A 19,039-nucleotide genomic window follows, 5' to 3' on the forward strand; every position below is an offset into this window, starting at 1 on the left:
GGAGGGCCCGTCAGAACGCATCGAGGTCGTCCCTGATCAGCCGGTGCAGCCGTTCGCCGCTCGCCTCCCAGGTGAACCCGGACGCCCAGGCCCGGCACGCGGCCCTGATGCCCGGTCCGCGCGCCTCAAGCTCCTTCAGGGCCCGTCGGACGGTGTCGGCGAGGTCCTCGTCGGGGGCGGCGAGCCAGCCGGTCTCTCCGTCCCGTACGGCGTCGCGCAGGCCGTTCACGTCGTAGGCGACGGTCGGCAGCCCGTGCGCGGCGGCCTCGATCACCGACAGGCCCCAGCCCTCGTGGCGGGACGCGGAGATGTGGAGGTCGGCGCCGGTGAGCAGGTCGTCCTTGGCCCGTTCGGAAAGGTAGCCGTGCAGCGTCACGTGCTCGTCAAGGCCGAGCGCGCGCACCCGCGCGGCGAGCCGCTCGTGCTCCTCGCCCCGCCCGACGACGTGCAGGTGGACGCCGGGATGGTCGGCGCGCAGCCGTCCGACCGCCGCGACGACCTCGTGCACCCGCTTGTGCGCGACAAGGCGGCCCACGCACACGATCGCCGGGCTCCCGGCGGCGTAACCGCGCGGCCTGGGCACGGGCGTAGGCGCGCCGTTCGGGACGATGTAGATAGGCCCGCGCCAGCCCAGCCGTCCGCGCAGCTCACGGGCGGTGGACGCGGAGACGGCCACCGTGGGCCGCCCCCGATAGACGACCTTGGCGACGGGCCCCTCGATCGTCCGCCCTACGGCCGCGAGGAACCGTCCGAAGTACACCGAGAACTGCGCGTCGTGCACGTGGTGGACCAGCAGGATGATCTTGGTGCGGGCGGCGAGGGCGAGCGGCGAGAGGAACGGGATGCCGTTCATGCAGTCGATCGCCACGTCGAACGCCGACCGGTGCCGCAGCAGCCAGGCCAGCACCAGCGGGTACCGGGAGTAGACGCCGCCCATCCTGACGATCCGGATGCCGTCCCTGACCTCGTGGCGGGCCTGGCCCGGCTCCCGGCTCGTCACGAACGTGACGGCCGCGCCCCGGTCGCGCAGCTGCTCGCCCATCCGCCACGCGTACAGCTCGGCGCCGCCCGCCGCGCGCTGCCACGGGTCGCGCCAGTTGACGATCGCCACGCGCAGCGGCACGGGCCGTCCGCCGAGGGAGCGTTCCGCGTCGTCGACCGTCCCCGATGACAGCGCCAAGGTCTACCGCTGGCCGTAGCCGAAGATGTTGAGCGGCTTGGGGTCCGGCTTGGCGGTCGCGGCGTTCACGATGGCCACGGACGAACCGGTCGCCAGCAGCACACCGGCGAGGATCGCGACGAGGATGCGCATGGTCGGCCTTTCAGTCCAGGGGGGCCAAGAGTAGAGCCATTTCTACCAAATCAGCCAGTGTGGTCGAGGCGGAGGACGAGGAGTGCGGGGCCGTCGAGCAGCGGTTCCGCTCCCGTGAAGCGCGCGCGCAGCGCGGCGGTGGAGGCGTCCTTGCTGATCACGACGTACCGGTAACCCGCCTCGGCCAGTGGCCGGGTCAGGCCGCCTGGGCCGTCGAGGAGGCGGGCCGCCTCGACGGCCAGGGGGTCCTCGTTGGCCAGAGTCCTGTCCCCGACGGTGAAGCCGTCATCCCAGACGACGTGCCTGGACACCATCCGGGGGAGCGGATCCATGACGGCCCTGCCATGGTTCCACTCGAACCTCCGATAGGCGCCCCACGGCAGGGAGAGGACCTTGCCTTCCACCGGATCGGCGTTGATCGCCTTCTGGGCGCGGAGCCAGTCGTCGGGGAAGTCCACCGAGCGGAGTGTGCCGAAGGCGCCCCAGGCGAGGCCCGGAAGGAGCGCCACCGGGACGATGACGGCCCAGGGCGCGGAGGCGGCGAGCCGTCCGAGGCCCACGGCGGCGGCCAGGGCGAGGACGCCCACGTAGAGCTGGCCGTCACGCAGGACACCGAACGCAGGGGTCCACTCCACGAGCCCGCGCAAGGCGGCCCGTCCAGGCCCGGTGATCCCGATCGACGCCAGAGCCAGGCCCACCGAGCCGGCCAGTAGGGCGGCCCGCTCCAGATCCGTCCGGGGGGCCCGGACGAGCGCGGCAAGGCACGCGCACACCAGGAGCAGCCGTAGCAGGGCGGTGAAGAAGCTCGCGTAGCCGGGCGGCACCGTCTCGGCGTTCCAGATGCCGCCCAGGGAGAGCAGGCTCCCGAACGTGCCGAAGGGCGTGTCCGCCCGCGCCGCGAAGAGGTCGACGCCCAAGGGGTCGGTCCGGGTACCGGAGGCTTGCAGCAGGGCCGGGACGAGCCAGGGCAGGGCGAGCACCACGAACGTCACGCCTGCCTTCACCGCGCCCCTACCGCGCATGACGACGAGGCCCGCCACGACGACGAGAAGGGTGAGGTTCATGGCGGCGAACCCGCCTATCGCGGCCGGAAGGAGAGCCGCCCAGAGCCGTCGCCTCCGCAGCACCGCGTCCAGCACCCAGGGCAGGCCCGCGTAGCCGAGCAGCAGAGCCCAGTGCCCCAGCAGCAGCCTTTCGGCGACGTAGGGATTCCAGACGTAGAAGACGGCGGCCGCGGCCTTTCCCGGCCACGGCCCCGGAACCAGCCGGGACATCCCCCAGGCGGCGAGAACGAAGATGGTCAGGAGGATGAATTGTTGGCTGTAAGGAACGAAGGAAAGGGCGGCCGCCACGGCGTCGCTCGGAACCTGCCGGGGGAACCCGCCCGTCGTCCCGAACATCGCCCCCGTCCGCGCCGGATCCGGCACGAACACCATGTCGTAGGACAGCACAAAGCCGGGGGCGAGCGCGGGCCCGAGCACGAGGAGCCCGGCCGCCAACCCGAGAAGCGGGAGAAAGTACCCCGGACGCAGTGTCACGGCCAGATACTAGGTCGCATAACAAGTTGTCTGACGCCTGAGCCCCGAATGTCCGCTCCGGTATGGTTACGGCCCAGTAATGAGGGGGCTGCACGGGGGCCCCACCAAACGCGCGGAGGTGCGGGCGATGCGGCGGGGCGGCTTCTTGCTGGTCATGCTGGGAGCTTTTTTTCTGACGCTCGCCCCGCTGACCCGGTTCTACGTGGCCGACAAGGTCGTCGCGGCGCCGCTGGACTTCCAGCAGAAGGTCACCCTGGTGGCCGCGGACGCGTCCTACTACGACCTGGTGACGAACAAGGTCAAGAAGGGCGCGGAGATCACCGGCGAGCTCAGCCTCTCCGGCGACGTCCGCAACGGCACCGACGAGGTGCTCGCCCTCGCGGGCACCTACTACCTGGGCCAGAAGGACGGCCAGCTCGCGCTGATCGAGTTCCAGCTTTCGCCCGACCGCCGCACCGGCCTGCTCACCAACGCGGCGGGCGCCAACCTCGACCGGGACCCGTCGGTCCGGCAGACCGGATATGGCCTCATGCTCCCGATCGGCGAGGTCGAGCGGCGCACCTACCAGGTGTTCGACCTGCCGACCGGCCGGACGTGGCCCGCCGTCTTCGCCGGGGTCGAGACGGTCGCGGGCGTCACCGCGTTCCGGTTCGAGCAGAAGGTCGAGCCGACGCTCGTCGCGAAGTCCAAGAAGAAGGTGGACCCGACCGTCGTCGGCCTGCCGAAGAAGGCGAAGGCGGTCAAGATCGACCGCTACTACGCGTCGACGAACACCTTCTGGATCGACCCGCGCACCGGCATGCCGATCAAGCTGCGCCAGGACGTCGACTCCACGCTGCGCACCGAGGACGGCCACGAGGGCGTGTTCATCAGGGCCGACCTCGTCACCCGGGACAGGGACGTGCGGGCGCTCGCGCGGCGTTCGGAGGACTACGCCGCGAACATCACGCTTGTCCGGGTGACGCTGCCGACCGTCGCGTTCGGCGCCGGGCTGGTGCTGCTCCTGGCGGGCGGCGTGCTCAGCCTCGTCGGCGGATCGCGCAAGAAGTAGAACCCGTTCCGGCGGCGCCGCTGGCACTGCGGAACAAAATAGAACATGTTGCAGTTTCTCCCCCGGGCGGGTTACCGTGCGGGGGTGCGGACACGTGTAACCGAACTCTTCGGTATCGAGTACCCGATCTTCGCTTTCAGTCACTGCCGCGACGTCGTCGCCGCGGTGAGCCGCGCGGGCGGCATGGGCGTGCTGGGTGCGCTCTACTTCACGCCGGAGGAGCTCGAACTCGAGCTCAAGTGGATCGACGAACACGTCGGCGGCAAGCCGTACGGGGTGGACGTCGTCATGCCGGCCAAGTACGAGGGCGCGGACCTGGGCGACGCCGAGGAACTGCTGGGCAAGCTCCAGACCATGATCCCGCAGCAGCACCGGGACTTCCTGGAGGACCTGCTCACCGAGCACGGCGTCGAACCGTCCGCCGAGACCGCGGGCCGGGCCCTGCTCGGCTGGACCGACCAGACCGCCCGTCCCCAGGTCGAGGTGGCGCTCAAGCACCCGATCGCGCTGCTCGCCAACGCGCTCGGCCCGCCGCCCGCCGACGTCGTCGAGCTGGCCCACCAGCACGGCGTCAAGGTCGCGGGCCTCGCGTCCAGCGCCCACCACGCGCGTAAGCAGGTGGACGTAGGCGTGGACATCATCGTCGCGCAGGGCACCGAGGCGGGCGGACACACCGGCGAGATCTCCACCATGGTCCTCATTCCGGACGTCGTGGACGCGGTGGGCGGCGAGGCGATCGTGTTGGCCGCCGGCGGCATCGGACGGGGCCGTCAGATCGCGGCGGGTCTCGCGCTCGGCGCCGAGGGCGTCTGGACGGGCTCGATCTGGCTGACCGTGGACGAGGCGGACACCCCCGAGCAGGCCGTGCCGAAGCTCCTGGCCGCGTCGAGCCGTGACACCGTCCGCTCCCGCGCCTGGACGGGCAAGCCCGCCCGCTTCCTCAAGACCGCCTGGACCGAAGCCTGGGAGTCCGACAAGTCCCCCGGCTACCTCCCCATGCCGATGCAGTTCATGCTGGTCTCCGACGCCCTCCGCCGCATCTCCCGCTCCGGCGACGGCGAACTCGTCACCTTCCCCGTCGGCCAGATCGTCGGCTCCATGAACCAAGTCAAACCCACCGCCCAAGTCGTCTACGACCTCATGTCCGAATTCATCGAAGCCACCGACCGCCTCAACTCCCTCGTCTCCGACGACTAACCCCAAACCCCCCACCCAAAGGCGCCCCCGCCCCCCTCCGGGGGCGCCTTCTTTTGGTGTGTCTTCGCCTTGGTGACCGAGATCGTGGAAATCTCGGACAGGGGGTGAATGCTTACGGTAGTTTCGCGGTGACTTTCGGCGGCTGTCGGGTGCCAGGAGGGGGCTTGCGTCCTATGCTGGCGGTGACGGGGAGGAGTGGCATGACAGCGCAACCCATCGTGAGAGGGAGCGACATGACGTCACAGCCCGGCGCGAACCCGCCTGACGCAGGTCAGTGGTTGTTGGACGCGTTTCTTCGTATGGAGACCCCCCCGGGGCTGCGTGCGGAACTCATCGAAGGGGAGATCGTTGTGTCGCCCATCGGAAGCTTGTCCAACGACGGTCAGTGGTTGTTGGACGAGTTTCTGCGCCTGGAGATCCCGGAAGGGTTCCGCGCGGAGCTCCTGGACAAGGAGATCATCGTGTCGCCACCCCCGTCGGGTAGGCACGAGCGCGCGATTTCCGCGATCATCACGCAGGTGATCCGGCGGTCTGCGGTCGACATGAGCGTTTCGGGCAACCGCGGCCTGCTGCTGCCCGGGGAGCAGGGGACGGACGTCAGGCACGTCATCCCGGACGCGGTGTTCGCCCCCGAGGAACTCGACGTGTTCAACACGGACAGCTCCTGGATGGAGCCGGACGGGGTAGCCCTCGTCGTCGAGGTCACCTCGCAGCGGCCCAGAGACGACCGACTCCTCAAACACCGCGCCTACGCCCGGGCCGAGGTGCCGCTCTACCTCCTGGTGGATCGCGACACCGAGACGGCACACCTGTACAGCGAGCCAAACCCGAACACCGAGACCTACACGCAGACAGCGTCCGCGCCTTTCGGCTCCCCCCTGCCGTTCCCCGCCCCCTTCTCCTTCACCCTCGACACCTCCCGATTCGACTAACCCCGGGCGGGGGTCAGGCGCCCTTGAAGTTGGGGGGGCGTTTTTCGCGGAAGGCTCGGGTGCCTTCCTTGGCGTCTTCGGAGGCCATGACCGCCCAGCCGATCTCGTCCTGGAGCTTGAGGGCTTCGGCTTCGGGGAGGTGGGAGGTTTCGCGGTGGACGCGGAGGATGGCCTGGACGGACAGGGGGGCTGAGGCGGCGACGGCCTCGGCGAGTTCGAGGGCGGTCTTGAGGGCGGTGCCGGGTGGGACGACCTTGTTGATGAGGCCCAGGGAGAGGGCTTCGGCGGGGGAGACCTCGCGGGCGGTGATGAGGATGTCCATCGCGGCGGCGTAGCCGATCTGGCGGGGCAGGCGGATGGCGCTGCCGCCCATCGGGAACAGGCCGCGGCGGGCCTCGAACAGGCCGAGGGTGGCGTTCTCGGCGACGACCCGCAGGTCCGTGCCGAGCAGGAGTTCGGTGCCGCCCGCGACGGCGTAGCCCTCGATCGCGGCGATGATCGGCTTGGTCGGGACGGCCTCCCGCAGCAGGCCCTTCCAGTGGTAGTTCTCGATCTCGGCGGCACGCTGCCGGACCCGCTCGTCGGGGGAGGGCGTGCCCATGGCCTTGAGGTCGGCGCCCGCGCAGAAGTCGCCGCCCGCGCCGGTGAGCACCCCGACCCGTACCGACGGCTCCTCCGAGATGTAAGCGAAGGCGTCGGCCATCCCGATGAGCATGTCGCTGCTCAACGCGTTCTTGGCTTCGGGTCTGTTCATCGTCACGATGACTGTGGGACCGTCCTGCTCCACGGTGCAGTGTGCGGTGCTGATCGGCAGCTTCTCCGGCATCGTCAGGGCTCCTCGGGGAACGCGGGGGCGGCGCGGCGATGGCCCCTGCCCGGCGGCAATAACAAGAACAGATTCTAGGTTCCCCTTCACCAGTACAACAAGAGAAAACATCCCCTTGCCGACTCAAACTAGAACGTGATCTACTCAGGTTCTGGACTTGAGTCTCACGGCACCCCACCCCCGAGTGCAAGGGAGATGGTCATGGGCACGCTGGGCTTCTGGCGGCTCGCGGAGAAGGATCCCGCGTGGATCGCCGCCGTCGACCCCGACGGCACCGAGTACACCGCGGGGGACCTGCTCGCCCGCGCGAACCGCCTCGTGCACGCGCTGCGCGGGCTCGGCCTGGCGAAGAACGACGGCGTCTGCGGCCTCGTCCCGAACGGCGTGGACGGCCTTGTGCTGTACCTGGCCGCGCTCCAGGCGGGTTGGTACTACACACCGATCAACTGGCATCTGACCGGCCCGGAGATCGGCTACATCGTCGCCGACAGCGAGGCCAAGGCGTTCTTTGTGCACGAGCGGCACGCGGCCGAGGGTGTGCGCGGCGCGGACGAGGCGGGCCTGGCGCCCGAGCGCAGGTTCGCGTTCGGCGACGTGCCCGGGTTCGTCCCGGTCGAACGCCTCACCGAGGGCCATCCGGACACCAAACCGGACGACCGCAGCAACGGCGCGACGATGCACTACACGTCCGGCACGACGGGCAGGCCGAAGGGCGTGCGCCGCACCCTCATGGGCATCGACCCGGACGACAGCGCCGAGCTGATGACGTTCCTGCTGACGTTCTTCGGCTTCACCCCGGGGATCGCGGCGGGCGGCGCCCACGAGGCCCATCTGGTGACGTCGCCGAACTACCACACGGCCGTCACCCAGTTCGGCGGCTCCGCGCTGCACATGGGCCACACCCTCGTCTATACGGACAGGTGGGACGCCGAGGACACGCTGCGGACCATCGAGAAGTACCGGATCAGCAACACCCACATGGTGCCGACGCACTTCAAGCGGCTGCTCACGCTGCCCGAGGACGTCCGGACGCGCTACGACGTCTCGTCCATGAAGTGGGCGATCCACGCGGCCGCGCCCTGCCCGGTGCCGATCAAGAGGCAGATGATCGACTGGTGGGGCCTGTGTATCTGGGAGTACTACGCGGCAACCGAGGGCGGCGGCACGGTCGCCTCGCCCGAGGACTGGCTGAAGAACCCCGGCACGGTCGGCACCGCGTGGCCGATCTCCGAGCTGCTCGTCGTCGACGAGAACGGCGAGGAGGTGCCGCCGCGCACCCCCGGCACGATCTACATGAAGATGGCGGGCGTCCAGTTCGAGTACAAGGGCGACCCGGAGAAGACCGCCAAGGAGCGGCTGCGGGACTACTTCACGGTCGGTGACATCGGCTACCTCACCGAGGACGGCCACCTTTTCCTGTCCGACCGCAAGTCCGACATGATCATCTCGGGCGGGGCGAACATCTACCCGGCCGAGATCGAGAACGAGATCATCCTCCACCCGAAGGTCGCCGACGTCGCGGTCTTCGGCATCCCGAACGAGGAGTGGGGCGAGGAGATCAAGGCGGTCGTGGAACCGGCCGTCGGCGTCGCGCCGGACGAGGCGCTGACGGAGGAGATCTTCGCGTTCCTCAGGCCGCGCCTGTCCCGGATGAAGTGGCCTCGGACCATCGACTACACCGACGCGCTGCCCCGCGAACCCAACGGCAAGCTGCTCAAGCGCAAGCTGCGGGACCCGTACTGGGCCGACCGCGCGACCTCGATCTGAGCCTGGAGTCCTCTTTGCCCACCAACCACGCACTGGAGTTCCCGGGCGGCTACACCCGCTCGGTCGGGCCGGTCATCGGGCGGTTCCTGTCGGAGCTGCGGGACGGGCGGCTCGTCGGCGTCCGGGCCGGATCCGGCCGGGTGATCTTCCCGCCGCTGGAGTACGACCCGGACAACGGGCACGCGGTCACCGACGAGTACGTCGAGGTCGGCCCGTCCGGGACGGTCGAGTCGTTCGCCTGGGTCGGCGAGCCGCTGCCGTCGCATCCGCTGGACCGGCCGTTCGCCTGGGCGCTGGTCCGCCCGGACGGCGCGGACACCGCGATCCTGCACGTCCTGGACGTCGGGGAGTACGAGCGCGGCGCGGCCCCGCCGAAACGGTTGAAGCCGGGCCTGCGGGTGCGGCCGAGGTACCGGGCCGCCGCCGAGCGCAGGGGCGACATCTCCGACATCGAGGCGTTCCAGCCCGAGGTCACGATGATCACCGCGCCGTCCCGGCTGGAGTACGACCTGAAGCCCGGCCGCGCGCTCGACCGGTTTCTCGAAGGCGTCTCCGAGGGACGGATCCTCGGGCACCGCTGCCCGGTCTGCCGGAAGGTCATGGTGCCGATGAAGGGCCTGTGCCCGAAGGACGGCGTGCCGACGACCGAGGAGGTCGAGGTCGCCGACACCGGGACCGTCACCACCTTCGCCGTCAACAACCTGCCCGACCCGCGCGCCCCGCAGGTGCCGTTCGTCTCGGCCTACGTGCTGCTGGACGGCGCGGACGTGGCGATGGTCGCGCTCGTCTCGGGGCTGCCCGCCGACCAGGTCCGGATGGGCATGCGGGTGCGCGCCCTGTGGAAGCCCCGCGAGGAGTGGGGACGGACCATCACGAACATCCGGTGGTTCGAGCCCATCGACGAGCCCGACGTCCCCTTCGACCGCATCGCGGAGTACATGTGAAAGACATCGCGATCGTCGCGTTCGCCCAGACGCGGCACAGCGCCGAGGACACCGGGCTCGCTGAGACCGAGATGCTGCTCCCGCTCATCTCGGGCGTCAAGGAGCAGGTCGGGATCTCCCGGTTCGGCTTCACCTGCTCCGGCTCCAACGACTACCTGCAGGGCGCGCCGTTCTCGTTCGTGTCCGCGCTGGACGCCGTCGGGGCCTGGCCGCCGATCTCCGAGAGCCACGTCGAGATGGACGGCGCGTGGGCGCTGTACGAGGCGTGGGTCAAGATGCAGTACTCCGACGAGGTGGACACCGCGCTCGTCTACGGGTTCGGCAAGCCGTCGCAGGGGTCGCTGCGCGAGATCATGTCACGGGGCTACGACCCCTACTATCTCGCTCCGCTCGGCGTGGACTCCGTCTCCATGGCGGCGCTCCAGGCACGTGCCTATCTGACCCGCTCGGGTGCCAAGGAAGGCGACCTGACGGCTGTCGCGGCCCGCTCCCGCGCCGCCGGAAGGAACAACCCCTACGCGCTGCACCTTGACGAGCCTTCGCCGGACGCGCCCTATGACGTCGCGCCTCTACGGGCCCATGACGTCGCCCCGGAAGCCGACGGCGCCGCTGTCGTCGTCCTGGCTACGGGCGACAGGGTCGCGGAGATCTCCGCCCGGACGGGTCTGAAGCCCGCGTGGATCCGGGGCATCGACCACCGGGCCGACCCGCACTCGCCCGGCGTCCGCGACCTGTCGGTGTCGCCGTCCGCGCGGCTCGCGGGCGCGAAGGCGGGCGCGACCGGCGTCGAGGTGGCCGAGCTGCACGTGCAGTTCAGCCACGAGGAGCTGATCCTGCGCGAGGCGCTCGACCTCGGCGACGACGTGCTGGTGAACCCGTCGGGCGGGCCGCTGTCGGCCAACCCGGTGATGGCCGCCGGGCTCGTCCGGATCGGCGAGGCCGCCGCCCGCATCCACCGCGGCGAGAACCGCCGCACCCTGGGCCACGCCACCAGCGGCCCGTGCCTACAGCAGAACCTCGTCGCCGTCCTGGAGGGCTGAGCCATGGGCAACCCCTGCGCGATCATCGGGATCGGCCAGACCCGCTACCAGACCAAACGCCTCGACGTGTCCATCGCGGGCCTCCTCCGCGAGGCGGCCGTGCGCGCGCTTGAGGACGCCGACCTTACGTGGGACGACATCGACTGCGTCGTCATCGGCAAGGCCCCCGACATGTTCGAGGGCGTCATGATGCCCGAGGCGTACCTCGCCGACGCGCTCGGCGCCGCGGGCAAACCCGTCATGCGGGTGCACACCGCCGGATCGGTCGGCGGCTCGACCGCGATCGTCGCCGCGAGCATGATCCAGTCGGGCGTGCACCAGCGGGTGCTCACCATCGCCTGGGAGAAGCAGTCCGAGTCGAACGCGACGTGGGCGCTGACCGTGGGCGGCCCGCACAGCACGTCGCTCGTCGTCGGCGCGGGCGGCTACTTCGCCCCGCACATCCGTGCCTACATCCGCAGATCGGGCGCACCCGACCATGTCGGGACGCTCGTCGCGGTGAAGGACAGGGAGAACGCGCTGCGCAACCCCTACGCGCACCTCCGCATCCCGGGCATCTCCCGCGAGATGGTCGAGAGCACCCCGATGCTGTGGGAACCGATCCGCTACCTGGAGACCTGCCCGTCGTCCGACGGCGCGTGCGCCATGGTCCTCGCCAGCGAGGACGCCGCCCGGCGCGCCCCCAACAAGCCCGCCTGGGTGCACGGGACGGCGATGCGGTCGGAACCCATCTTCTTCGCGGGCCGCGACACCGTGAACCCGCAGGGCGGCAAGGACTGTGCCGCCGACGTGTACCGCCAGGCCGGAATCACCGACCCCAGGTCCGAACTCGACGTCGCCGAGGTGTACGTCCCGTTCTCCTGGTACGAGCCGATGTGGCTGGAGAACCTCGGGTTCTGCGGCGAGGGCGAGGGCTGGAAGCTCACCGAGGCGGGCGCGACCGCGCTCGACGGGGACATCCCGTGGAACGCCTCGGGCGGCGTCCTGTCGTCCAACCCGATCGGCGCGTCGGGCATGATCCGGTTCGCCGAGGCCGCGCTCCAGGTGCGCGGGATGGCGGGCGAACACCAGGTCGAGGGCGCGCGGCGCGCGCTCGGCCACGCCTACGGGGGAGGCGCCCAGTTCTTCGCGATGTGGATCGTCGGAAGCGAGAAGCCATGACCCTCTTCCAACACGCCGACCTGTTCGAGGGCGTCGCCGACGCCCTGCCGGACCGGCTCGCCGTCATCTGCGGCGACGACCGCCTGACCTTCGCCGAACTCGACAGGGCCGCCAACCGGCTCGCGCACGCGCTGGCCGCCGACGGCGTCCGGCCGGGGCAGCACGTCGGCATGCAGCTCTACAACGGGATCGAGTACGTGACCGCGCTCGTCGCGGTGATGAAGATCCGCGCGGTGCCGGTGAACGTCAACTACCGGTACGTCGAGAACGAACTCCGCTACCTCTACGACGACTCCGACATCGTCGCGCTGCTGTTCGACACCGAGTTCGACGAGCGGGTCGCCGCCGTCGCGCCCGAGGCGGCCAAGCTGCGGCGGCTCGTCGCGGTCGGCGGGCCGACGACGGTGCCGGGCGCCGTCGAGTACGGCGCGTTCGTCGCCGACCAGTCCGACGCGCGCGACTTCCCGCCGCGCGGCGAGGACGACCACTACGTCATCTACACCGGCGGCACGACCGGGATGCCCAAGGGCGTCATCTGGACGGCGAAGAACATCCTGTGGGGCTTCGCCAACCCGACCTACGAGCCGCCCAAGACGCCCGAAGGCTGGGTCGCGCACGCCGCGAACAGCGGGCAGCTCATCATGATGGCCGTCGCGCCGCTCATGCACGGCGCCGCCCAGGTCGGCATGTGGATCGGCTGGTGGATCGGCGCGACCATGGTGTTCGTCCGCAAGTTCGAGGCCGACACCGTGTGGCGGGCCATCGAGCGGGAGAAGGTCAACTCGCTGACGATCACCGGCGACGCCATGGCCATCCCGATGGCGGACGCGCTGGAGCAGAACAGCTACGACCTGTCCGCCCTGTTCGCCTATGTCTCGACAGGGGCGATCATGACGGGCGCGGTGGCGGCCCGGCTCCAGGCACTCCTGCCGAACGTGATCATCATGGACCGGTTCGGCTCCACCGAGTCCGGCTCGACCGCGCAGGCCACACCCGGATCGTCACCCGAGAAGGGGCTGCGGTTCGCGCCGGACGCGCCCGACATCGCCGTCCTGGACGACGACCTCCAGCCCGTCAAGGCCGGATCGGGCGTCATCGGGCAGGTCGCGCGCAGCGGGTACATCGCGTCCGGCTACTACAAGGACGCCGAGAAGACCGCCAAGACCTTCCCCGTGGTGGACGGGCGGCGCTGGCTGCTCACCGGCGACCTCGCGACGGTCGAGGACGACGGAACGATCGCCGTCTACGGGCGCGGCTCGCAGGCCATCAACACCGGCGGCGAGAAGGTGTTCCCGGAGGAGGTCGAGGCCGTGCTGAAGACCCATCCGGGGGTGTTCGACGCGCTCGTCACCGCGATCCCGGACTCGCGGTTCGGCTCGCGGGTGGCGGCCGTCGTCCAGTTGCGGGCGGGCGCCACCACCGAATCCGACCTGGACGCCCACTGCCGCTCCCTCCTGTCGGGCTACAAGGTGCCGCGCACCTACGCGTTCGTGCCGGAGATGCGCCGTTCGCCCGCCGGGAAGGCCGACTACCGCTGGGCCAAGGAGACCGCCGCCAACGCGGCGGGCTGAACCGCACGCGGGCCCGTCCTCGGGCGACGGGCCCGCGCGCACCTTCCCTGGCCTGGGGGAGCTCTCGGCGGCGTCGGGTTGTCGAGCGTCTGTCCCGCGTGTGGTCAGCGCCAGCGGTGGTCGGTGACGTAGGCGGCGGGGTTTTCGGCGTATGTGGTGGGCCAGTCGGCCAGGAGGCGGTCGGCGGCGGTTTGGCCGGAGGCGGCGATTTTGTCCAGGGGGGCCAGGTAGGTCAGGACGTCTTCGGGTTCGCGGCCGGAGGCGACGAGGCGGGTCAGGCCCTCGTGGGCGATGGTGACGAGGTCGGCGCATTTCTGGCGGATAGGGATGCCGTCCAGGTGGGCTTCGAGGCCGTGGATCGCGACGTCGTCGATGAGGGCGTCCAGGTCGTCCACGGATCTGCCGCGCATCAGGGCGGCGGCCTCCTCGCGGGCGGTCGGGTCGTAGCCGAGCGCCGTCCACAGGGTGGGGACGGCGGCCCAGTCGGTGTAGTGGGGGCCGTCGGCGACGCGGAGTTCGAGGGTGTCGCGTAGCCGGACATACGGCCACAGGGTGGACAGCAGCGCCTTCCAGTCGGACTCGTCCGGGTATGTCCCGTCGCCGTAGCCGTGCTCCAGCAGTTCGCGGAACGCCTTGCCGTCCGGGGCCGGCGCGCTGATCCCGGCCACCCGCCGGAAGATCGGCGGCAGGCCGGTGAGCGTGTCGAGGTACTTGTCGGGATCAAGCGGATAGTCGAGGGAGTGCGGGAGGAACCCGGCGCGGGTGCGGTCCACTCGCTGCCAGACGCGCAGGCGCTGCGAGCGCAGGCCCGTCGGCGCGCCCTCCCAGACCGGGGAGTTCACGAACAGCGCCGCGACCAGCGGGGACACCGCGTTCGCCATCCGGTGTTTGGCGTCGCGGTCGGCCGGGTCGGTGTAGTCGAGCGTCGTCTGGACCGACAGGATGCGCGACATCGCGGCCCAGCCGGACGACCCCGGCACGTGCCTGTCGAAATAGCCGAGCATGAGCGGAATCTGGGCCTTCGGCGCCCAGGTGCGATGGCCGGGCCCGTTGTACGGCATGAGCGCGCCTGACAGCAGCGCGACCCCCGCCTCGGCGGCCAGGTGCGCGAGGCGCGTCATGTCCTCCCTGACGCGCGGCACAAGATCGCCGAGCCGGGGCGCGGGCGCCGAGCCGTACTCCAGCGCGCACCCCGACTCCAGCATGATCTCCGCGCCGTCCGGCCTGCGGAAGCCGATCAGCTCCCCGGCCTCGACGAGCGGCGTGCCCGTCCACCGCTCCGCGACCAGCGCGAGCAGCGACCGCACGCCCCGTGCCCCGTCGTACGGCAGCGACACCCCGCTGCGCGGATCGACGACCGCCGCCTCGATCTCCACCCCGACGAGCTCGGGCCGCCCCGGCACCCCCCGGAACGTCGAAGCCAGCCGATGCCCCGCCACCCGGCGCGCAGAACCCACCCCAAGCCCCTCTTCCCGCCCGACCGACCCCCTCTCCAGCGTCCCACAACCGCCCGTCGATGGAAGGCCCTTCTGCCCCTAACCACCCCCTCCCCCCGGGGTGTCGTGGGCGGGCGGGCACGGGTTATAGTCAAGCGGTCGCTTGGTTGGTTTTGGAGGTGTGCCTTGGGTCGGAAACCCGCGGTGGACGGGTGGTTCTCGGTCGATCCCGCGGCCCTGGTCGGGACACGGTGCGGCGACTGCGGGACGCCCTACTTCCCCCGGAACGAGATCGCCTGCCGCAACCCCGGATGCGCCGGGCCCAAGGACGGGTCGGAGCTGGCGCCCTACACCTTCTCGACCAGGGGGAGGATCTGGTCGTACGCCGACTCGCGGTACAAACCGCCGCCGCCGTACGTGTCGCCGGAACCGTTCCGGCCCTACGTCGTCGCCGCCGTCGAACTCGACGTCGAGAAGATCGTCGTCCTCGGGCAGGTCGTGCCCGGCGTCGGCGTCGACGACCTCGCGGTCGGCCAGGAGGTCGAACTGACCGTCGGCACGCTGTACACCGAAGGCGACGACGACCACCTCGTGTGGATGTGGAGGCCCGTGGCATGAGCGGAGACGTCGCCGTCGTCGGGACGGGCATGCACCCCTGGGGCAAGTGGGGGAAGAACTTCGTCGGCTACGGGCTCACCGCGGCGCGTGAGGCGCTCGCGGAAGCAGGGCTCTCGTGGCGGGACGTCCAGTACGTCGCCGGAGCCGACACCATCAGGAACGGGTACCCGGGGTTCATCGCGGGCGCGACCTTCGCACAGGCGCTCGGCTGGTCCGGGGCGCGCGTGTCGTCGTCCTACGCGGCCTGCGCCTCCGGCGCCCAGGCCATCGCGAACGCGCGGGCGCAGATCCTCGCCGGGCTCGCCGACGTCGCGCTCGTCGTCGGCGCCGACGCCGCGCCCAAGGGGTTCTTCGCGCCCGTCGGCGGCGACCGGCCCGACGACCCCGACTGGCTGCGCTTCCGCCTCCTCGGCGCCACCAACCCGCTGTACTTCGCGCTCGCCGCCCGCCGCCGGATGGCGCTGTACGGCTCGACGCCCGAGGACTTCGCGCTCGTCAAGGTGAAGAACGCGCGGCACGGCGCGGCCAACCCCAACGCGCGCTACCGCAAGGAGACGACGGTCGCGGAGGTGCTGGAATCGCCCGTCGTCGCGTCCCCGCTGCACCTTATGGACATCTGCGCGACGAGTGACGGCGGGGCGGCGCTCGTCCTGACCTCGGTGGAGTTCGCGCGCTCGCGGGGGCTGGCGCGGCCGGTGCGGATCGCCGGGCTCTCGACGGTGACGCCGACATTCCCCAAGACCGTCATCGACCTGCCGGACTTCGCCACGGACGCGGCCATGACGGTGCCGGAGCCCGCCCGGCCGTTCCGCGCCGCGCTCGCCTACGCCGCGTACGAGGAGGCCGGGATAGGGCCGTCCGACGTGTCGGTCGCGGAGGTCTACGACCTGTCCACCGCGCTGGAACTGGACTGGATGGAGGACATCGGCCTGTGCGCGCCCGGAGAGGCCGAATCCCTGCTCCGCGCGGGTGAGACGACCATCGGCGGCCGTATCCCGGTCAACCCCTCCGGCGGCCTGGCCAGCTTCGGCGAGGCCGTCCCCGCCCAGGCCATCGCCCAGATCTGCGAACTCACCCGCCAGTTGCGGCACCGCTCAGGCCCCCGCCAGGTCCCGTCCCCCAACACCGCCATCGCCGTCAACCAGGGCCTTTTCGGCCACGGCAGCGCCACCCTCCTCACCCACTAGATCGCCCCATCCCACCCCTCAACCCCCCGATCCACCCCAAAGCCACCAAACCCAGGACAGAACCCCTCCACGGTTCCCCCCGTCTCCTCCGTCAGGAACCCATCACCAGAAACCTCCGAAAGAAACACGTCACCGACAGTCAACGGCCCACCCAGGACAAACCCGTCCGAGGGCACACCCGGCCCGCCCGGAAGGAGGACGTCTCCGGAAGCCACCGGCCCGCCCAGGAGGAACACGTCTGAGGGGTCCGCCGGTGTGCCTGGTGGTAGCGCGTCGCCGGGAGCCGCTGGCCCGCCTGGGAGGAGGACGTCCGCAAACGACAGCGGCCCGCTTGGCGGGAACGCGTCGGTGGGGGTCGCCGGAGTGCCGGGGAGAAGCGCGTCGGGGGGAGGGAGAAGTCCGCTTGGGGGAGGTATGTCGGGGGTGATCGTTGATGGGGGGTTGGTGGGGATCGTCGGGTTCTGGGGGGAGGTGGGATCTGGGGGGAGGGGGATTCCGGCCAGGATCTCCGACATGTCGGGCATCTCGATGGGTGGGAGGGGCTCGTAGTCCGGTAGGTCCGGCAGCATGAGTTGGCTGAGGACGAGGAAGGGGATCGCCTCGGCTGCGACACCGACGATCACTGACACCGTGAGCGGATGCCGCGCGGCGAACCCCCTACCGCGTCCTGCCGTACGGTCGTTGGTCCCGGTCGTTTCGTCTGCGTCGTGTCCTGCGGTACGGCTCCTGGCCCCGCCAGCCTCGGCCGCGTTACGTCCTGGTGGGCGAGCCGGGGTTACGGGTGTCCCGGCCGTGTGGTGCTCTGTCGTGTGGCTTGGGGTCTCGGCTGGTTCGGCTGGGTGGTGTGTGGGCGTGCGGTGCTCGGCTTCCGGGAGGAGGGACGGGGGGAGGGCGGCCAGGACGGGGGTGGGGGAGGGGGTGGTGGCGAGGGTGGCGGTGAGGCGGAGGGCGGTGGTGACGGCGGGGCCGGTGAGGTCGGGGGTGGTGGCGCCCTCGGTGACGGCCGCGTTCAGGGGGGTGGGGGTGGCTCTCAGGGCGGTGAGGAAGGTGGGGATGGTCGGGGAGAGGGGGGTGTCCGGGGGGAGCAGGAGGATGAGGGTGGTGGACTCGTGTCTTCGGGGGCAGTGGGCGGGGTTGAGGTGGGCGGCGGACAGGGCGGTGTCGGCCAGGGCGTCGAGGTGGGCCGGGAGCAGGGGGGCGCGGGCGGTGAGGGCGATGACGACGCGGGAGGGAGCGGCGGTCACAGGGTCGCCTCCTTGAAGACGAGGTTTTCCAGGCCGGGACGGTCGAGCAGGACGAGGCGGCGGTAGCCGGTGGCCAGTAGGCGCATCTCGCGGACGCCGCCGAAGCTCACCCGGTACTCCGTCGCGGCCCGCAGCTTCGCCGCGACGGACCTGTGCACCGCGAGCGACGCCGCCGGGTCGTCGCGCAGGAAGTGGGTGAACTCCTCGGCGCTGAGCAGCCGGGCGGGCGTCGCGCGGGCGGTGAGCGCGGACGCCGAGCGCGGGCCGCCGTCCAGCGCGGCGAGTTCGCCGACGAGGTCGCCGCCGGTGCGCAGCGCGAGCAGCGCCGCCGACCCGCCCGGCGTCACCCCGACGATCTTGACGCAGCCGCCCGTCAGCACGAGCACGTGGCTGCTGAGGTCGCCTTCGCTGAACAGCCCGACGCCCGCCGGGTAGACCCGCTCGGTGCCGAGCCTGAGCAGCGCGGCCGTCGTGGCGGTCCCCAGGCAGCCGAGGAACGAGTCGGGCGGCCACGGCCGGTCCTGGGGTTCGCCGACGTTCAGGACGCCGCCAGCGTGAGCCTGAGCGCGTGCCTGGCCCGGTGCAGCCTGCTGCGCACGGTCGCGGTGGCGATGCCGCAGCGGCGCGCCACCTCGCCGTCCGGCATGTCGCAGTAATCACGCAACAGCACGACGTTCCGGTAATGCGGGGCGAGCCGCGCCAGCGCCCAGCGCAACTCGGCGTCGCGCACCGTCGCCGCCTCGGGTCCCGGTGCCGCGTGCGGCGGTTCCGGCATCCGCGCGACGGGCGTAGGCAGCCGCGACCGCCTACGGTGCTCGTCCACCGCGAGGTTGGCGACGAGCCGGTACAGCCACGTGCGCAGGGAGGACCGCCCGTCGAACGCCCGCGCCTTCAGCCACACCCTCAGCATCACCTCCTGACGCAGCTCGTCGGCCTCGTCGGCGTCGCGCGTCTGGTTCCGGCAGAACGCGTCGAGGATCGTGCCCGCCTGCGCGAGGAACTCCTCGAACGCCGTGTCGTCCCGCGCCGCGATGCGGCGCATCAGCGCCAGTTCGGCTTCGTTGTCCCGTTTCATGCCCGTCCTTCTGCCTCCGTTGGGACGGAAGGTAGGCCGGTTCCGAATCGGACATCCCATCAAAAGAGGGAATCCGCTCCGGGTTGTCGAGACCGTTACCGTGCCGGTTACGGTTCGCCGCTCCCGGTGTGATGGCAGGG

Annotated in this window: 18 protein-coding genes; 10 read left to right on the top strand and 8 right to left on the bottom strand. The window is 70.9% G+C overall.

Features of this window, described 5'->3' with window-relative positions:
• Positions 1-10: 10 nt before the first annotated feature.
• From LO762_RS18925 to LO762_RS18930, 3 genes are read right to left on the bottom strand one after another with little or no spacing between them, the layout of a single operon-like run.
• Positions 11-1,180, bottom strand: coding sequence for a glycosyltransferase family 4 protein (locus LO762_RS18925; protein WP_230616865.1), 1,170 nt, complete (start codon positions 1,178-1,180; stop codon positions 11-13).
• A gap of 3 nt (positions 1,181-1,183) precedes the next feature.
• Positions 1,184-1,312, bottom strand: a complete 129-nt coding sequence (locus LO762_RS32635; protein ID WP_255686732.1) for a hypothetical protein — start codon at positions 1,310-1,312, stop codon at positions 1,184-1,186.
• Between the two features lie 50 nt (positions 1,313-1,362).
• Positions 1,363-2,850, bottom strand: a complete 1,488-nt coding sequence (locus LO762_RS18930) for a hypothetical protein (RefSeq protein WP_230616867.1) — start codon at positions 2,848-2,850, stop codon at positions 1,363-1,365.
• Between the two features lie 79 nt (positions 2,851-2,929).
• Here LO762_RS18930 and LO762_RS18935 point away from each other — a divergent pair, with 79 nt between their 5' ends.
• The 3 genes from LO762_RS18935 to LO762_RS18945 all read left to right on the top strand — a co-directional run bounded on the left by LO762_RS18935 (position 2,930) and on the right by LO762_RS18945 (position 6,030).
• A complete protein-coding gene (locus tag LO762_RS18935) occupies positions 2,930-3,901 on the top strand; it encodes a DUF3068 domain-containing protein (protein WP_230616869.1) in 972 nt (323 codons plus the stop codon).
• An 84-nt stretch (positions 3,902-3,985) separates the two neighbouring features.
• Positions 3,986-5,098: a nitronate monooxygenase family protein gene (locus LO762_RS18940; RefSeq protein ID WP_230616871.1), complete on the top strand. Its 1,113-nt coding sequence runs from the start codon at positions 3,986-3,988 to the stop codon at positions 5,096-5,098.
• Positions 5,099-5,487: 389 nt separating this feature from the next.
• Positions 5,488-6,030: a Uma2 family endonuclease gene (locus tag LO762_RS18945; RefSeq protein ID WP_230616873.1), complete on the top strand. Its 543-nt coding sequence runs from the start codon at positions 5,488-5,490 to the stop codon at positions 6,028-6,030.
• 13 nt (positions 6,031-6,043) lie between these two features.
• Here the strand turns inward: LO762_RS18945 and LO762_RS18950 are convergent, their stop codons facing one another.
• Entirely contained in the window at positions 6,044-6,856 is an 813-nt protein-coding gene (locus LO762_RS18950) for a crotonase/enoyl-CoA hydratase family protein (protein WP_230616875.1), read from the bottom strand.
• A gap of 201 nt (positions 6,857-7,057) precedes the next feature.
• Between LO762_RS18950 and LO762_RS18955 the strand changes: the two genes are divergently transcribed.
• Genes LO762_RS18955 through LO762_RS18975 form a run of 5 tightly spaced genes read left to right on the top strand, consistent with a single transcriptional unit; the run spans position 7,058 to position 13,339 of the window.
• Positions 7,058-8,623, top strand: a complete 1,566-nt coding sequence (locus LO762_RS18955) for an acyl-CoA synthetase (RefSeq protein WP_230616877.1) — start codon at positions 7,058-7,060, stop codon at positions 8,621-8,623.
• Between the two features lie 14 nt (positions 8,624-8,637).
• Positions 8,638-9,567, top strand: a complete 930-nt coding sequence (locus tag LO762_RS18960; protein ID WP_230616879.1) for a Zn-ribbon domain-containing OB-fold protein — start codon at positions 8,638-8,640, stop codon at positions 9,565-9,567.
• Positions 9,564-10,607: a thiolase domain-containing protein gene (locus LO762_RS18965; RefSeq protein WP_230616881.1), complete on the top strand. Its 1,044-nt coding sequence runs from the start codon at positions 9,564-9,566 to the stop codon at positions 10,605-10,607. Before LO762_RS18960 ends, LO762_RS18965 begins: the two co-directional genes overlap by 4 nt.
• A 3-nt stretch (positions 10,608-10,610) precedes the next feature.
• The gene (locus LO762_RS18970; protein WP_230616883.1) at positions 10,611-11,768 is read left to right on the top strand and encodes a thiolase domain-containing protein; all 1,158 of its coding nucleotides are present in this window, start codon (positions 10,611-10,613) and stop codon (positions 11,766-11,768) included.
• Positions 11,765-13,339 carry an acyl-CoA synthetase gene (locus LO762_RS18975; protein WP_230616885.1) on the top strand — a complete coding sequence of 525 codons (1,575 nt, stop codon included), beginning with the start codon at positions 11,765-11,767 and terminating at the stop codon, positions 13,337-13,339. Before LO762_RS18970 ends, LO762_RS18975 begins: the two co-directional genes overlap by 4 nt.
• Before the next feature lie 104 nt (positions 13,340-13,443).
• Here the strand turns inward: LO762_RS18975 and LO762_RS18980 are convergent, their stop codons facing one another.
• The gene (locus tag LO762_RS18980) at positions 13,444-14,796 is read right to left on the bottom strand and encodes a glutamate-cysteine ligase family protein (RefSeq protein WP_230616886.1); all 1,353 of its coding nucleotides are present in this window, start codon (positions 14,794-14,796) and stop codon (positions 13,444-13,446) included.
• 165 nt (positions 14,797-14,961) lie between these two features.
• Between LO762_RS18980 and LO762_RS18985 the strand changes: the two genes are divergently transcribed.
• On the top strand, positions 14,962-15,393 hold the full coding sequence (locus LO762_RS18985) for a Zn-ribbon domain-containing OB-fold protein (protein WP_230616888.1): 432 nt from the start codon (positions 14,962-14,964) through the stop codon (positions 15,391-15,393).
• Entirely contained in the window at positions 15,390-16,580 is a 1,191-nt protein-coding gene (locus LO762_RS18990; RefSeq protein WP_230616890.1) for a lipid-transfer protein, read from the top strand. The genes LO762_RS18985 and LO762_RS18990 overlap by 4 nt, the downstream gene beginning before the upstream one ends.
• On the opposite strand, the gene LO762_RS18995 is transcribed toward LO762_RS18990, so the two are convergent.
• From LO762_RS18995 to LO762_RS19005, 3 genes are read right to left on the bottom strand one after another with little or no spacing between them, the layout of a single operon-like run.
• The gene (locus tag LO762_RS18995; protein WP_230616892.1) at positions 16,577-17,824 is read right to left on the bottom strand and encodes a hypothetical protein; all 1,248 of its coding nucleotides are present in this window, start codon (positions 17,822-17,824) and stop codon (positions 16,577-16,579) included. The genes LO762_RS18990 and LO762_RS18995 overlap by 4 nt on opposite strands.
• Entirely contained in the window at positions 17,821-18,477 is a 657-nt protein-coding gene (locus LO762_RS19000) for a cyclic nucleotide-binding domain-containing protein (RefSeq protein WP_308104243.1), read from the bottom strand. Before LO762_RS19000 ends, LO762_RS18995 begins: the two co-directional genes overlap by 4 nt.
• Positions 18,363-18,899: an RNA polymerase sigma factor gene (locus LO762_RS19005; protein WP_230616896.1), complete on the bottom strand. Its 537-nt coding sequence runs from the start codon at positions 18,897-18,899 to the stop codon at positions 18,363-18,365. The genes LO762_RS19000 and LO762_RS19005 overlap by 115 nt, the downstream gene beginning before the upstream one ends.
• Positions 18,900-19,039: the final 140 nt, after the last annotated feature.

It is taken from the genome of Actinocorallia sp. API 0066 (assembly GCF_020991275.1).
Lineage (GTDB): Bacteria > Actinomycetota > Actinomycetes > Streptosporangiales > Streptosporangiaceae > Actinocorallia.

Bases quoted from the DNA above. Each gene is read 5' to 3' on its own strand.
- LO762_RS32635 (WP_255686732.1), bottom strand. From the start codon at position 1,312: ATGCGCATCCTCGTCGCGATCCTCGCCGGTGTGCTGCTGGCGACCGGT.
- LO762_RS19005 (WP_230616896.1), bottom strand. From the start codon at position 18,899: ATGAAACGGGACAACGAAGCCGAACTGGCGCTGATGCGCCGCATCGCG.
- LO762_RS18975 (WP_230616885.1), top strand. From the start codon at position 11,765: ATGACCCTCTTCCAACACGCCGACCTGTTCGAGGGCGTCGCCGACGCC.
- LO762_RS18970 (WP_230616883.1), top strand. From the start codon at position 10,611: ATGGGCAACCCCTGCGCGATCATCGGGATCGGCCAGACCCGCTACCAG.
- LO762_RS18950 (WP_230616875.1), bottom strand. From the start codon at position 6,856: ATGCCGGAGAAGCTGCCGATCAGCACCGCACACTGCACCGTGGAGCAG.
- LO762_RS18935 (WP_230616869.1), top strand. From the start codon at position 2,930: ATGAGGGGGCTGCACGGGGGCCCCACCAAACGCGCGGAGGTGCGGGCG.
- LO762_RS18990 (WP_230616890.1), top strand. From the start codon at position 15,390: ATGAGCGGAGACGTCGCCGTCGTCGGGACGGGCATGCACCCCTGGGGC.
- LO762_RS18955 (WP_230616877.1), top strand. From the start codon at position 7,058: ATGGGCACGCTGGGCTTCTGGCGGCTCGCGGAGAAGGATCCCGCGTGG.